This is a genomic window from Wolbachia endosymbiont (group B) of Silvanus unidentatus, assembly GCF_964028615.1.
GTDB lineage: Bacteria > Pseudomonadota > Alphaproteobacteria > Rickettsiales > Anaplasmataceae > Wolbachia.
Map to the genome: position 1 here is coordinate 1,379,985 of NZ_OZ034795.1, position 14,193 is coordinate 1,394,177.

General features: G+C 34.0%; 12 protein-coding genes and 2 pseudogenes. 4 read left to right on the top strand and 10 right to left on the bottom strand.

Translation table 11 applies throughout. From position 1 onward, the window contains the following. Nucleotides 1-96: 96 nt before the first annotated feature. Entirely contained in the window at nt 97-1,503 is a 1,407-nt protein-coding gene (locus ABWU65_RS06545; protein WP_264685480.1) for an ankyrin repeat domain-containing protein, read from the top strand. Between the two features lie 192 nt (nt 1,504-1,695). Then, nucleotides 1,696-3,084, top strand: coding sequence for a class II fumarate hydratase (fumC, locus tag ABWU65_RS06550; RefSeq protein ID WP_007302656.1), 1,389 nt, complete (start codon nt 1,696-1,698; stop codon nt 3,082-3,084). A gap of 24 nt (nt 3,085-3,108) precedes the next feature. Here fumC and ABWU65_RS06555 read toward each other — a convergent pair whose 3' ends face one another. Then, a complete protein-coding gene (locus ABWU65_RS06555) occupies nt 3,109-3,870 on the bottom strand; it encodes a hypothetical protein (RefSeq protein ID WP_019236381.1) in 762 nt (253 codons plus the stop codon). A gap of 462 nt (nt 3,871-4,332) precedes the next feature. On the opposite strand from ABWU65_RS06555, the gene ABWU65_RS06560 reads away from it, so the two are divergent. Together ABWU65_RS06560 and ABWU65_RS06565 are read left to right on the top strand one after the other, a co-directional pair. Continuing rightward, on the top strand, nt 4,333-4,809 hold the full coding sequence (locus ABWU65_RS06560) for a transposase (protein ID WP_019236989.1): 477 nt from the start codon (nt 4,333-4,335) through the stop codon (nt 4,807-4,809). Nucleotides 4,810-4,916: 107 nt separating this feature from the next. Beyond that, a complete protein-coding gene (locus tag ABWU65_RS06565; protein ID WP_007301972.1) occupies nt 4,917-5,273 on the top strand; it encodes a transposase in 357 nt (118 codons plus the stop codon). Between the two features lie 55 nt (nt 5,274-5,328). On the opposite strand, the gene ABWU65_RS06570 is transcribed toward ABWU65_RS06565, so the two are convergent. The 9 genes and pseudogenes from ABWU65_RS06570 to ABWU65_RS06610 all read right to left on the bottom strand — a co-directional run. Further along, nucleotides 5,329-6,225, bottom strand: a complete 897-nt coding sequence (locus ABWU65_RS06570; protein ID WP_353280492.1) for an ankyrin repeat domain-containing protein — start codon at nt 6,223-6,225, stop codon at nt 5,329-5,331. Nucleotides 6,226-6,293: 68 nt separating this feature from the next. Then, nucleotides 6,294-7,052 (bottom strand): phosphate ABC transporter ATP-binding protein PstB, encoded by a 759-nt coding sequence (gene pstB / locus ABWU65_RS06575; RefSeq protein WP_019236313.1) that lies wholly within the window; start codon nt 7,050-7,052, stop codon nt 6,294-6,296. Further along, nucleotides 7,049-7,837, bottom strand: coding sequence for a 4-hydroxy-tetrahydrodipicolinate reductase (gene dapB / locus ABWU65_RS06580; RefSeq protein ID WP_353280494.1), 789 nt, complete (start codon nt 7,835-7,837; stop codon nt 7,049-7,051). The genes pstB and dapB overlap by 4 nt, the downstream gene beginning before the upstream one ends. A 230-nt stretch (nt 7,838-8,067) precedes the next feature. Further along, nucleotides 8,068-8,889: a hypothetical protein gene (locus ABWU65_RS06585; RefSeq protein WP_353280495.1), complete on the bottom strand. Its 822-nt coding sequence runs from the start codon at nt 8,887-8,889 to the stop codon at nt 8,068-8,070. 123 nt (nt 8,890-9,012) lie between these two features. Beyond that, complete coding sequence (locus ABWU65_RS06590) at nt 9,013-10,725, bottom strand: hypothetical protein (RefSeq protein ID WP_353280496.1); 1,713 nt, start codon at nt 10,723-10,725, stop codon at nt 9,013-9,015. Between the two features lie 130 nt (nt 10,726-10,855). Beyond that, on the bottom strand, nt 10,856-11,443 hold the full coding sequence (locus ABWU65_RS06595; protein WP_353280498.1) for a hypothetical protein: 588 nt from the start codon (nt 11,441-11,443) through the stop codon (nt 10,856-10,858). 74 nt (nt 11,444-11,517) lie between these two features. Continuing rightward, nucleotides 11,518-12,057 (bottom strand): annotated as a pseudogene (locus ABWU65_RS06600) (phage major capsid protein); the annotation flags it as partial. Between the two features lie 223 nt (nt 12,058-12,280). Next, entirely contained in the window at nt 12,281-13,225 is a 945-nt protein-coding gene (locus tag ABWU65_RS06605) for an IS110 family transposase (protein WP_353279985.1), read from the bottom strand. Nucleotides 13,226-13,452: 227 nt separating this feature from the next. Then, nucleotides 13,453-14,076, bottom strand: a pseudogene (locus ABWU65_RS06610) (phage major capsid protein); the annotation flags it as partial. Nucleotides 14,077-14,193 lie beyond the last annotated feature (117 nt).

The following is a 14,193-nucleotide window of genomic DNA, read 5'->3' on the forward strand; positions in this document are numbered from 1 at the left end:
AAAAAACACTAAAAAGTGATTCAATCAATTTTAGCCATTAAAACTTGAATAGTGGCTAAAATAGCTTTAAATTGTATATTTATTTTAGAGGGGTATATGCCATCACAAAAACAGCTAAATGCGCAGCTAATTGATGCTGCTAAAAAAGGACAGCTAGATTTTGTTCAGCAAGCTATACAGAGTGGAGCAATTATTAATACAATAGATGATGATTATGGGAGAACTGCTTTAATATGGGCTGCTGACAATGGTCAACTAGAGATATTACAATACTTGATAGAAGAGGGAGCAAATGTTAATGCAGAATCTCCGGGAAACATAACTGCTCTAATTCATGCTGCTGCCCATGGTCATCTTGAGGTAGTACAACTTCTAATAGCAAATGGAGCTGATTTAAATGTGAAACGTCAAGGTCAATTCTCTGCCCTAACATATGCTATTGTAAATGGCCATACGGAGATAGCAAAGCTTCTAACTAGATATCATTTAATAGCTAATCTTGATATGTCAATACCTCGCTTGCCTCTTCCTACTTGTATACCAGAGTTATCATCTTATTGGTATGACTGTAAGGATGAGCTCAATAAAATGAAGGAAGAAGATAGTGAATTATATAATTTTCTTGTAAGTAAGAGAATTAATGAACAGGTAAGAATTTGGACAGAGAGTGAGACAATACGAAATATTGCACAAGATAGATTAAATATAGAATACTCAATCTATGCTAAAGATTTAACAGGTAAAATAGAATTAGTGATATTCTTTCTTAACAACAGGGAAATAATCAATTCTTTATCGTGGTATTATAAGGTAAGAATTCAAACAATTGATCAGGTAAAAAGGCTACTTGATCGTTTCACAAGAGAACATGTAGAGCTTGAAGTAGAAATTGTTCCAGCACAATTAAACTTTAATACTCAAGAGTTACAACCCCCTAAACTAAAAACATTATCATTTGCACAAATGATTAACAATCATGCAGGATTATTTTCAGCTGCCAAAAATGGTCAATTAGAAACAGTAAGATACCTGATAGAAAAACAGAAAGAAGATATTAATTCAACAGATCACTATGGAAGAACTGCTCTAATGTGGGCTGCTGGAAGTGGCTATTTAGAGGTAGTAAAGTACCTGATAGAAACAGCAAAAGCAAATGTTAATGTGAAAGATGGCTATGAAAACACTGCTCTGAATTATGCTACTAGAAACGGGCATTTAGATGTAAAAGAATATCTGAAAAGTCATATACAAAAAGAGCTACGGAAGAAATACGTCTGCATTGGTGTTAGTGGTATAGTAGGTTATGTTGCAGGTATGACAATATCATGTTCTGCGGGAGCAGTGATTACAGTTTGTGCAGCATCAGCGACCGTTAGTCTAGCGTTAGGTGCAATGTTGGATTATATGATTGTAGAAGTAAAAAAAGAGAAAGCAAACAAAGGTATAGCTTCTGCGCTTAAAGATGTTTTCACTATTCAAGCTCTAAGTAGAATAGCCTTATAGAGAGTGAAAGTAGGTTTATTGCTTAAGGTTGCATGATTGCCTTAATAACAATAAAAAAATAATAGAAGCAAAAGATATGGCTTGAAAATTTTCTAAGGTCTTCACTAAAAATGTCTCAACTTGACACTGAAATACAATTTGATTTAATTAATTCATATATGTAGGTAACGTCAAGCACTAGAAGGAGGAAATATGGATAAAAAAATTAGGATAGAATCAGATAGCTTAGGAGAAGTAAAAGTACCAAGTGAACGTTACTGGGGAGCTCAGACTCAGCGTTCTTTGGAAAATTTCAAAATTGGTACAGAGAAAATGCCAGAGCCCCTGATTAAAGCGCTAGCAATAGTAAAACTTGCAGCAGCACGTGTTAACATGAAACAGGGTAGCATAGATAATAGAGTAGGGGATGCAATCTGCACAGCGGCACAGGAGGTAATAGACGGTAAATTTAATAATCAATTTCCGCTTGTTGTTTGGCAAACCGGTTCTGGAACGCAGACCAATATGAATGTGAATGAAGTGATCAGCAATCGTGCAATAGAAATTTTGGGCGGTGATTTAGGTAGTAAGTCTCCAGTGCATCCAAATGATCATGTAAACTGTGGTCAGTCATCAAATGACACTTTTCCAACAGCAATGCATATAGCAGTAGCAGAGCAAATAAACCGCTTGCTTATTCCCAATCTTGAAGAATTATATAAAGCGCTAAATAATAAGGTTCATGAATTTAAAGATATAATAAAAGTAGGGCGTACTCATCTGCAAGATGCAACTCCTCTAACACTTGGGCAGGAATTTTCTGGCTATGCAGTTCAGATTAAAAAGGGAATAGAGAGAGTAAAGTCAACTCTAAGCAATGTATATGAACTTGCACAAGGTGGTACCGCGGTTGGCACGGGAATCAATACTAAAAAGGGTTTTGCTGAGGATTTTGCTAAAGAAGTGGCAAAAATCACTAATTTTCCATTTATTTCAGCAAAAAATAAGTTTGAAGCACTAGCAGCAAATGATGCTTTAGTTGAGCTCAGTGGAGCACTCAATACAGTAGCAGTAAGCTTGATGAAAATTGCAAATGATATAAGGCTACTTGGTTCTGGTCCAAGATGCGGGATTGGAGAAATAATGTTACCAGAAAATGAGCCTGGCTCTTCAATCATGCCGGGTAAGGTGAATCCAACTCAATGCGAAGCAGTGACTATGGTATGTGCTCAAGTTATGGGAAATCATGTTGCAGTGACAATTGGTGGCTCAAATGGTCACTTTGAATTGAACGTGTTTAAGCCGGTGATAATTTACAATGTTTTGCAGTCTATAAGACTTTTAGCTGATACAAGTTTAAATTTTGCAGAGAAATGCGTAGTTGATATTAAAGCAAACGAAGAAAGAATAAAGGATTTACTAAATCAGTCGTTAATGCTAGTTACTATATTAAATACGCATATAGGATATGACAATGCAGCAAAAATAGCGAAGCTTGCTTATAAAGAAAATATCACTCTAAAGGAAGCAGCAGCAAAACTTCAACTGCTCACTGAGGAGGAGTTTGAAAGGATAGTGAAACCAGAGGAGATGGTAGGTTAAACTACCACCTTTTTTTGTCCCTAGTTAATTGTGGTAATATGTATGGAACTTTGCTGGTTGCTCTACATATACCTCTTCTAAATCACTTAGAGCGTGGTCATTGTGATTAAAGCCATATCTCTTAACCATCTCATCTAGCGTAACAGAGCTTAGAGAGAAACTGAACTCTGGCAATGGATTCACATTTGAGGATTGCAGACTAGTTACTCCATTTATCAAATAGTTATAATACTCTGGGGATAATTGCTCACCTTCTAGGCTATCTGATATATGCTCATTCGACGTTAAACTACTACTAACTGTCGAATTTTCTGTTACAGTATTGCAGAATTGATTATCGAATTCAGCAAAACCCAGAAATGGAATTACTGTTTGGCTACATGATTGATTCTCTTTGTCAGAAGAAAGTTCTAGTCTAGTATCAAATGTATGTTCAACAACTGTTTCCTCGAACGCAGGAGATATAAGAGAGAAATGTGCTGCTGGCAAATCATCTCTGTTTTGTACTAACGGTTCATTGGAGTTTTCAGTACTTAAGTTGCTTGAACTCTCTTTATTGCTTAAGTAAAAATTCTTTAGGACAAGCTTAGCTTTGACAGTTGATTTTGTCTCTAAATTTACTTTATAATCTTCTTTTTGTTGGGGATTCAGTTGATTAAATAGAATTTTAAATAAAGTCGATGTGGGATTAATACAATCGAGTGTATTGAAAGCAAACTCTTGAGGTAACTGATTAAAGATAGAAGGTGCTTCTTCCTTGTCTAGTGCATTTAGTATGCCGGACATAGCTTTAGAGCCTTGAGGCTTTGCTTTAACATGCTCTATATATTCATTTTATGGTTAGTGCTAAGGTTATTAAATGCCTTTCTAAGTTTATTTGTTTGGTGAGAGTTAATTAACTTGTTTAAATTTTTCACCACTTCGTTGCTTATACTACCATGCATTTCTTTACCACCATCAAAGTTAATATATTAATATTATATGAGATTTAATGATAAAATCAATATAAAATTTTTAAAAATTAATTATTTTTATTATAAAAACAGGAATTCTATTAATTTTTTTCCTGATTTGTGTCTGTTTTGCTTTCTATAGCTAACCCAAATTAGGTTTACCGGAACAAATTTTATAAATAATTTAAGTTAGCGCGTGAAGCTGGAATGGCTTTGTTGCACCACTCAAGGAAAGAACAGGCAGTTACTGATGGAATTTGTTATAAAATAGATATTTAGCCGACAAAGGAAAAATATGCCAATAAGAATGAAAGTCAGTAACTGCAATGAATATAACAAATTTCTTCAAGAAAGGGGAAATGTTTTTCATTATATCAACGATGCCATTGAAAATTGGTACGAAAATAGTCCAAAAGTAGCAGGTGGCAACAATGTCTACAGCGACAAAGTAGTGATTCTAATTCACATAATAACCTATCTATTCAGGATTGGTCTTAGGCAAACAGTGGGATTTATAGAGAAATATCTTGAGCAAATAGGGAAAATTTTGCAAATTATCAGCTATTCGCAGGCTTCAAGAAGGTTTAAAAAGCTTAATATCAAAATCAACGACTGCAGAGTTGATAAGAACGATATGGAAGATATTGAAATTGCTATAGATAGTACAGGTATCAGCATCTACAATAATATTCCAGGCCATAGTAAGGCAAATGGTACAGATAGAAAGTATCGCCGCTATGAGCAAACAAGATGTAATGCTAGAGATAGGTAGTAAAAAAGTTATAGCTGCAAAATACAGTAGTGGAGTTTATTCCGACCACTATGGAGCCTGTGATCTTATTGAAAGAGTGGATACCAAGTATAACATAAGCACGATATATGCAGATAGATCGAAAGAAGTTATACAAACTGTGCGATGAGCTTGACATAAAGACAAGGATTCCTCCGCAAAATAATGCAGTAGAGCATCCAAAGTTGGATTATATGAATGAGAGAAATTCTACAATCAAGCTCATAAAGTCATATGATGAAGATGGTATGAAGAGGTGGAAAAAAGAGATAAATTATTGGAAGAGATCTTATATAGAAAGTTTTTTCTCGCGACTGAAGCAAATATTTGGATTTAGTTTTAGGAATAAATCTGAGATTAATCGTGAGAAGGAACTGCTACTCAAGTGTTATTTGCTTAACAAATTTACTGAAATAGGCATGGCTAAGTTTGATATAGCTTCATGAATTTATTATACATTACCCACTATCCGAAGAGCTGTGCAACAAAGCCATTCCAGCGTCAAGTGCTGGAATGACACCTTACCTGAACAGATACATCACTAGCACGTTCGTTCACAATAACTTGAGAGAAGCTTACATCATTAATAACTGTATTTGCTCTATACAGAAAACCACATCCTATTGCAAAAAAAAGCAACGAAGTTGCAGCAAGTGGAACTGGGTTGTCAACTACGAAACATAGACCAACAGCAAGTACTCCAGATAACAAAAAAGCACAAGCATAATTAGTTTGTTTCCTTTTTTGAGCGACTGCTTCTATCTTTAGGAATTCTGGTTCTATTGCTTTCTTGACATGTCCTGCAATACAATTTCTTGGACTTTTGTTTTCATAGTTTTTAATATTAGGTTTGATATTTGGATGTGTAAGTAATATTTCTATCATGTTTACATTTCCCAACTTGCAAGCAATGTGTAGAGCTGTATTTTTTTCCTTCTTGCCGGTCTTAATTTCCTCCTCTGCACGAGCATAATTTTGAGGTATAAATCCTTCATTAACAGGTTGTGAATTGTCAAGGTATATGCAGCGAAGATATGGACTCCTATCTACTACTTCTCTCTCCTCAAATTCGTAAACTGGATAACCATCATGTTCCTTTGGTCTTCTCTCCATAACAGCTTGCTTGCTTTTAATATTTACATCAATTTTTTTATGCTGTACAAGCAACTTAGCCATAAGCTCTAAATATTGATGTTCCTCGTTATTACTAGTAACAAAAGCTGAAATAATGCACATCAAAGGTGTCATCCCATCCTCAAAAGCGTTAACATTCGCTCCTTCTTTCAATGCTTGTTGAAAATGATTCCAAGCTTCCTCAGGTGTTATTCTTTCACCACTAGCATTTTGAAATTCAATAGCTTTAAACAACTTTTTTGTTGCTTCACTTGTACTAAACATTTTAACCCCCTATCACAATAAACTTGATAAAATTATACATAGAAAAAATTAAAATATCAATTATTAAGCTAATGATCCAGAATATACTCCTTCGTTAAAGGAGACTGAGCATTTTCAAAGATTTCTTGAGTACTTCCGAATTCAACAATCTTGCCATTGCAAAAGAAAACTATGCTGTCAGATAATTTTTTAGCTTGCTTCATCGAATGAGTTACCATAATTATGGTGAACCTCAATTTCAATTCTTGTATAAGATTTTCGATTGCATTGGTTGCCATTGGATCAAGAGCAGAGCATGGTTCATCCATTAATAAAATAGTTGGCTTTACTGCAATTGCACGAGCAATGCATAATCTTTGTTGCTGGCCACCAGATAAATTTAGTGCACTATCTTGCAATCTATCTTTCAACTCTTCCCATAAACCAACCTTAGTTAAACTACTTTCTACTATTTCATCTAATTTTTGCTTATTTTTCACCATGCCATGCAATTTAGGCCCATAAGCAACATTATCATATATTGACTTTGGAAAAGGGTTGGGTTTTTGAAATACCATACCAACTTTTGCTCTGAGCAATACAACATCCATATCACGTGAATATATATTACCCAGCCCATCGATTACCAGTTCACCAGTCGCTCTACATCCAGGTACGTAATCATTCATACGATTAAAACAACGCAAAAATGTCGATTTACCGCACCCAGAAGGTCCGATAAAAGTTGTGACTTTCTTTTTGCAAATATTCAAATTTATATCGAATAAAACTTGTTTAGAGCCATACCAAAGATTTAAATTTTTAACGAAAGCGTATTTATCGTTCATACTAAATCCTGCATTGAATAAAGTCCTGGAGTTTTATTCTCGCACAACCATATTGCTGCCTGAACCGCCCCTCTAGCAAACGTTGTACGATCAATTGCCTTGTGATTTAATTCTACTCGTTCATCGGAATTGACAAACATGACACTGTGATCTCCTATTACTCCACCTCCACGAGATACTGCAAAGCCTATTCCTCCTTTCCCTCTTATATTTGAATTATTATGTGAATATTGATTGAGCTCAAAATCCACTTTTGCAGCGTTAGCAACTGCTTTACCAAACTCTATAGCTGTTCCAGATGGTGAATCCTTTTTTAAATTGTGATGCATTTCCCAAATTTCAACGTCATACTCATTACCTAAAAGCTTGGCAGCTTCTTTTACCAATTTCAGCAACACATTAACTCCTATACTCATATTTGCTGACCATAATATTGGAACTTTAGCAGCATAGTCTTTTAAATTTAGACCTTCTATTCCAGTTGTGCCACTAACTAGCGGTTTTTTAAATTTCACGGCCGCCTTAAGGCATTCTAGCATACATTCTTTAGTTGTAAAATCTATTACAACATCGGACGATTCAAATACCTCACTAATAGAACTTGTAACTTTGATTCCTAAATTGCAATTATTGCCTACAATAGGCCCAATATCTAAGCCTATATACTCACTGCCCAAGCGAGCAACAGCACCTGCTATTTCCACTTTGGTATTCGTAATTAATTCATTGAGTATTTTCTTACCCATTCTGCCTAAGCAGCCTATTACTCCAACTTTGATTTTCATAAAGCTTTTTCCACTATGTTAGGCTTTTTTTGAAGCTTTGTCATCTTTATAAGCTTAGCATATTTAGCCTTACACTGATAAAACTATAGCTATACATCGATGAATCTATTGAAAATTGATACGAAAAATTGTAATTAGTCAATTTTCTCCTATGGAGAAAACTTATAAAGAAAAAAAGAGCACCAAAGGAGGTGCTCCTTTTGAAGGGTTTTGTTTTAACAATAACCGTTTCAATCTACACTTGGATTAGTGACATAATGTCTCTCTGTTGATGATACTCCAATTGTTGGACTTGGTTGTGTAACTTCTGCATCATAAAACTCCTCTGATTCAGTAGTCACTTCCTTATTGTTAACCATTTGTTGTGCCGTAGTAGGATTGAGATTATGCTGCTCCAACGCTGTACCTTCAAACGGCTGATTAGATATATTATCTACTTTAATCTCTGTTACATCATCTTTCAATCCTAACATTTCTTTTATATTGTAGGCGTTATCTTTTTTACTCTTAATTTTATTAAGATTTAAATACTCGCCATTTTCATTCTTTTTTGTTACTTCTTCTATAAGTACATTTTTGATCTCACTAAAGCCCGTATCATTACCAACGATTTTATATTCATTTTTACCGCACTTTACATATACAAGTAGTTTTTTCAATAAACTAGATTTAGCACTGAGACAATTGAGATTTTTATACTCTCCTTCTGCTAAAGGTTTCTTTAATGAAAGAAAGAATTGGTTATCCTCAAATTTAATCTCACCTACCGCTTTAGGTTCATCATTTAATCTTTCTGGAAAATTTTCTGCTGGCTCGACGTTTATATCTGTTTTAGATACAGATTCTTCAGTCTCATTTTGCATAGGGGTGCTAACAGTTGGACTTTTATTTACATTCTCATCTGAAGGTCTCTTTGGTGATATATTTTTTTGAGCAGCATTTGCTTTACTGCTAAATAACCAATTCCAACCTGATGAAACTTTTTTTGTAATCCATGAGATTCCTGTACGATAAGCAATCGACTGAAAAAAGTTTTTTATACTTTCCCACATACTTTACTCCTTAAATTAATAATTTAATTATTATATATAAAATTTAATTTGTCAATTTTCCCTATGAATAAAACTTATAAAGAAAAAAAGAGCAACAAAGAAGATGCTCTTTTATGAAATTAACTAGCAAGAACAATTATTACTCGCAAGCTTTTCTTCAACTATTAGTCGAATAAGTAACGAATTTGGTACTACTTCATCGCAAAGCAATCTTCTTATTTCTGAGCTTCTTGCTTTTGATAAGTAGTTAGATAATTCTTGAGAAAACTTCAATCTTGCTTCTTCTGGAATAAAAAATGCATCATGAAAATCACCATCTAATTCCTTTTCTGCATCATAAAACTTCTCTTGTTCATTATCCTCATTATTAACCTCTTGTTGTATTATCTTGTGACTAGCATCAGTATTATGCTCATCTTTTTCTTTATGTGCATTAACTAATAGAGATTTATTACAGTTAGCGTTCTTTGCTTCCAGACTAGTAGTTTCTGAACTTGGCACGCCATTATTTGTTGGCGCTTTAAAACTTTCAATAGAATCTATTACAACAAATGTTGAACCTTTCTTGAAGCCTAAGGACTTTTTCATTTTCCATACATGAAAAAGTTGGAGTTTATCTTTTTGTAGTATATTAATAATTAGAGATACGGAACCATCATCGTTATCTCTTTTACTAAAATTAATATTAAAATCATTTTTATTGCAGTGTATTTTCATACGATATTTACCTTTGTTTCTTGGATGCTTATAATCCTCTAGATTTTGTTGAATATCATCTGCAAGACGTAGTTCTAAGTTTCCGTTAAAAATGTTGATAGTAGAAGATTCTCTTGTTACTGCCAATGGATCAATAGTTGTATTGTCACCCGCTTGTTGTGCCGTAATAGTAGGTGTTATAGATTCAAATGGCTGATTAGATATACTACCCACTTTAATCTCTGTTACATCATTCTCCAATCCTAACATTTTTTTCACATTCTCAATACTGTCTTGAACTAATATTTTATCGCTATCGATATACTTCCCATCTTTGTTCTTCTCTATTATCGATTCTACAATTAAATGTTTAACATACTCAGGAGAATTAACACTCCTACCAGTAATGCAATATTCTCCTTTATTACACTTTAGATATACAAGAAACTTAGGATGATATGCGTTCTTGGTTAAACTACTTTTATAATCCTTAATGTTTATACACTCTTCCAAATTTAACCAAAAGTTATTCCCTTCAAATTCAAGCCCACCTACTACTGATGTTTTTTTTGTTTTTAATGGCTTGTAATTTATCTTATCCACTTTAACGAACTCTTTGTTTTTACCTAAGCCTAATACACGTATCATTTCTAATGGATTACTTAATACAGAACCTTCATCAATTTGTTTCTTTACTGAAGTTATTGACACAGACTTCCTCTCACCACCTATACTTTTCTGTGAGAGATAAGGGCCGGTAATATGAAAATCTCCACTTTCACATCTTACAAATGCATGAAATTCATTATATTGACATGGATTCTTATGTTTCTCTTCAAGGATTTTATAATTTTTATTTATCATAGTTAATAGTAGTTCACCATCGATAACTTCAAGACAAACTTTGGGTCTATCTATCTGCTTTGGCAGTATTAGTTGATTACCATCTAGAGTTTTTGGCAACGTATTACTTTTATTTACATTCTCACCTAAAGGTCTTTCTGGTGATGTACTTTTTTGAGCAGCATTTGCTTTACTACTAAACAACCAATTCCAACCTGATGAAACTTTTTTTGTAATCCACGAAATTCCCGTATGATCAGCAATCCACTTAAAAAGCTTTTGTATACTTTTCCACATACTTTACTCCTTAATAAATTTACTTAATTATTACATATAAAATTTAACTTGTCAATTTTCCCTATGGAGAAAACTTATAAAGAAAAAAGAGCACCAAAGGAGGTGCTCTTTTGTGAAGAAAAGATACTCTTTATGAAAATGGCATAATAGGTATTGATGAATTTATAGCTGGCTTATCTAGCACCTTACTAGGTTTACCAGCTTCTGAGCTTAGTACCTTGCTATCACTTGCAGGCACTTTAGATGTAGAACTTGCAACTTCAGGTTTCTGAGATATTTGATCTATAGTACCAACTGTACGCTTACTATTTAAACCCAACATCTTTTTCATTCCTTCTAATTCACAAGACGAAGTTTTACCATCATCTACCGAGTCCACTATAAAGGATACCGAATTATCGTTCGTGGCAACAAGTTTGCTATAAACAATTTTGAATATAGCTTTGCCAGATTTGATATTTACATGATATTTTGATGGACTTTTACAATCAATATTTCTCCCATCCATAATTTCTGGTACATTCTTTTTGTTTGTATGCAGTACTAACTGCTTATTACCATTTTCTTTAATAACACCCCAATGATTGGATTGACCACTCACTAGTTCAATTACACTATTTTTTTGCGGTTTACTAGACCACAAGTTTTTAATGCTGTTCCAGCCTGATGCAATTTTTTTTGCAATCGACTTAAAAAACTCTTTTATTTTTTCTAACATATTTTACTCCTTAAATTAATAATAATTTAATTATTACATAAAAAGTATAATATGTCAACTATTTCATAAAAATTTTAGTACTTGCTTGCAATTTTCAATAATTTAATAGCACTAGTGTTGACAACCTCCCCACCGACACGCTTAGTAACAAAAAATCTAACATAAGGTTTGTTTGTATAAGGGTCTCTCAATATTCTCATTCCTCTGTTATCTACGATCTTATAAGCTTGTTTGAAATCCGCTACTGCAATCATTGTAGGTGGCATATCAGCAGATTGATATACCGGTATTCCCATCAAAGTATCTGGTGTTTCAAGCGATAAACTCGGCTGCCAAAGATACTGACCTGTTTCAGATTTTAGTAGCCTCACGTCCTTTAACGTACTCCTGTTCATCAAAAATGATGCATTTTTAGAGTAATGTTCATTTAGAGAGTAGTACAATATCATTATGGCGTCGCTGTCTAGCTTATCAGCTTTAATTTGCTCTATCTTATTATGACCATTTCCATTTTCGTAAGTTAAAATTCCTTTAGGCTGAAAAGTGCCATCACCTTTAATAAAGGCTTCATTCTCCTTCTTACTGAAAGTTTCGGCAACCTTTTCTACAAGCCATCAACTATGTTTTTTAAAATTTTTTGAATTTAGTCTCATTTGTTGATAATTTTGTATTTTTATTCAATTGAAAAATGTATTTTGGCAACAAAAACCCTAGTTTATACAGAAAGAAATTTATATCAAACAGCAAGCACTGCTTAGATTTTATGGTTAACGAATATGTGCTTTAAATGTGTGTAGACGCACATATTCGTTAACCTATTTTCTATACAGATTTTTTTTATTTCATATTAATTGCTTCTTTAAGTCTTGCATTGGCAATTACTATGATTTTTCGCATTAGAGCTGTTATAGCTACCATCTTCTTTTTACCTCTACCAATAAGATCAGAATAAAAAGCACCAAGTGCAGATTTAGATCTTGCAGCAGCCATAGCAGCTGTGAAAAGCTTTGCACGAACGTTGCTTCTACCACCTGTTATCCTTCGATAACCAATAGTTTTACCGCTTTCTTTTGGATGTGGAGCAACTCCAGCAAGACTTGCAACTTCTTTTTTGTTTAGGTGGCCAAGTTCTGGCATTAGACACACAAAAACTTGTGATAACTTGAGACCTATTCCTGGCACTGTTCTCAAGATTTTTTGACGCTTTTGTAACTCTGGATTTTTATCAATAATTCTTTGTATGGCATCGTTGAACTCATTTATCTGACTGGTAAAAAAGTCTATTGTTTTTTGGCAACTTTCCTTTATATAGTCGTTTTCAGGTGCTGCAAGCCTACATTTCTCTTGAGTTCTCATTTGCGTAATGTCATCACGACGTTGACAGAGTGCAACTAAGGCGGTTTGTTCTTTTGACATACGCACAAATAGAGATAGAGCACTATAGCGTTCAAAACCATATTGAGCAAGGGCTCTTGCATCTGATTGATCTGTCTTTGCTAAAGTTCCATGTGATATGATAAAACTTTTTACTTTACGAGTATTAGCTCGATGTACAGCAACATTCTTATCAACAAGAAAATGTGCTAAGCCAAGCTCATATTTTCCAGTGTTTTCTAAAGTTACTAGAGAATTAGGTAGGATATCTGAAAATTTTTGAAACAACTGTTGCCAACCAGTAGCATCATTGTCAAACTTGATAGCTCTCCTTTGGTTATAAGCTGCAGCAACATTTTTAAATTTTCCGATATCAATGCCAATGAAATTTTGATAAGATGTAATCATAATAAATAACCTCGATAGTTTAATTAATTTAAGATTGTAAACGGGTGCATACATATGTCCCATGCAACTATTCAAACGTATCGAGAGATGGGGCTAGTTTACCTTGATGGCTACGGTTGTAATACCAACTTTCATTCGGTCGCACACGCCCGTGATAGCCCTATTCCTATAGTGAGTAGGGTTATCTTTCCCTCTTATCTCTTTTATATCACATTTTTAACTTACAAACTTTCAACATTGACAAATGCATCATCGAGCAATTTTTGTGATATTTGCGGCTGAGCATAGAGCTCATAAGTTGTGATGGAAATCTTTTGAATTTTAGGTGTACTTGTGTCTTGTGCAAAATCATACTTGGATTTATAGCCACCATCTTCGTCCTCTACGACTTCACCACTCCAACCTGCACCAGCACGGTCACAATCTTCTATAATATAATCCAATGTTTCAGTAGAGATTTTTTGCTTGGAACATATCTGCCGCATTGGAGATGAATCAGCTATACGCTTGTTTATGCGTTTTACAATATGAGGAGTAACTAAATACCCTCCAATATCATTGTCATCTCCACTTAGGGTTTTGTGTGATAACCTGTTTTCCATTCCTTTGCGAATATAATCAGAAAAATATTTATCACCTGTATTAAAATCTGTGCTAATCTCTGGGCGTTGAGCTGAGGTTTCAATAAAATCTAAGCGCTCTTTGCAATTATCAATATTACTATTTATCTTGCATAGCTGCTCAGGCCCTTTGCTTTCGATTTCTTTTAGTTTACGATCATTTATTAGTTTAAATTGCTCCCATGATGAAGCAAGTTCATTAACACGGTGAGCGATATCAGTAAGTGACATAATAGCCTCCTTTAAAAATAAAATTAGAATAGTTATTGTAATTTGAAGGTAATCTTTATCAGTAATCTCAGCGTTGTCATGCAACCTGCATTCAGAAAAAAGACCGGTGAATGGCAG

Excerpts from the sequence above, each read along its gene's own strand:
- ABWU65_RS06545 (WP_264685480.1), top strand. The coding sequence starts at position 97 with ATGCCATCACAAAAACAGCTAAATGCGCAGCTAATTGATGCTGCTAAA.
- fumC (WP_007302656.1), top strand. The coding sequence starts at position 1,696 with ATGGATAAAAAAATTAGGATAGAATCAGATAGCTTAGGAGAAGTAAAA.
- ABWU65_RS06555 (WP_019236381.1), bottom strand. The coding sequence starts at position 3,870 with ATGTCCGGCATACTAAATGCACTAGACAAGGAAGAAGCACCTTCTATC.
- ABWU65_RS06560 (WP_019236989.1), top strand. The coding sequence starts at position 4,333 with ATGCCAATAAGAATGAAAGTCAGTAACTGCAATGAATATAACAAATTT.
- ABWU65_RS06565 (WP_007301972.1), top strand. The coding sequence starts at position 4,917 with ATGCAGATAGATCGAAAGAAGTTATACAAACTGTGCGATGAGCTTGAC.
- ABWU65_RS06570 (WP_353280492.1), bottom strand. The coding sequence starts at position 6,225 with ATGTTTAGTACAAGTGAAGCAACAAAAAAGTTGTTTAAAGCTATTGAA.
- pstB (WP_019236313.1), bottom strand. The coding sequence starts at position 7,052 with ATGAACGATAAATACGCTTTCGTTAAAAATTTAAATCTTTGGTATGGC.
- dapB (WP_353280494.1), bottom strand. The coding sequence starts at position 7,837 with ATGAAAATCAAAGTTGGAGTAATAGGCTGCTTAGGCAGAATGGGTAAG.
- ABWU65_RS06585 (WP_353280495.1), bottom strand. The coding sequence starts at position 8,889 with ATGTGGGAAAGTATAAAAAACTTTTTTCAGTCGATTGCTTATCGTACA.
- ABWU65_RS06590 (WP_353280496.1), bottom strand. The coding sequence starts at position 10,725 with ATGTGGAAAAGTATACAAAAGCTTTTTAAGTGGATTGCTGATCATACG.
- ABWU65_RS06595 (WP_353280498.1), bottom strand. The coding sequence starts at position 11,443 with ATGTTAGAAAAAATAAAAGAGTTTTTTAAGTCGATTGCAAAAAAAATT.
- ABWU65_RS06605 (WP_353279985.1), bottom strand. The coding sequence starts at position 13,225 with ATGATTACATCTTATCAAAATTTCATTGGCATTGATATCGGAAAATTT.